At 58.0% G+C, this 305-nt stretch carries 1 protein-coding gene; it reads left to right on the forward strand.

From position 1 onward, the window contains the following. Nucleotides 1-186 (forward strand): hypothetical protein (locus D0817_RS27155; RefSeq protein WP_202866542.1); only part of this gene is annotated, 186 nt, incomplete at its 5' end. Between the last annotated feature and the right edge of the window lie 119 nt (nucleotides 187-305).

Here is a 305-nt window from a genome sequence, read left to right on the forward strand (position 1 = left end):
GTCCAAACCTGCTTTCGCGATATCACCGAGCTGCTGGCGACCGGTCGCTTTCCGGGCGCCCGCGTGTCCGAGCCGAAGCAGGAACAATATGGCGCCTTGGTCACCTATATTTGGGATCCCTCGGGCGTGCTGTTGCATTTGGCGCAATGGGACGTCGACGCCGGGGCTGCGCGCGCGACCAAATAGCGCTGTGCATTTGTACTGCAATGTGCGATTCTTCACCATCGGTACAAGCGTTCAGTGCCTTACCCACCAAAGGAGAAGCAGATGGAGAGCCAGATTGAAAGCCAGATTGAAAGCCCGGT

The organism is Flavobacterium cupreum (assembly GCF_003996965.1).
GTDB classification, from domain to species: Bacteria; Bacteroidota; Bacteroidia; order Flavobacteriales; family Flavobacteriaceae; genus Flavobacterium; species Flavobacterium cupreum.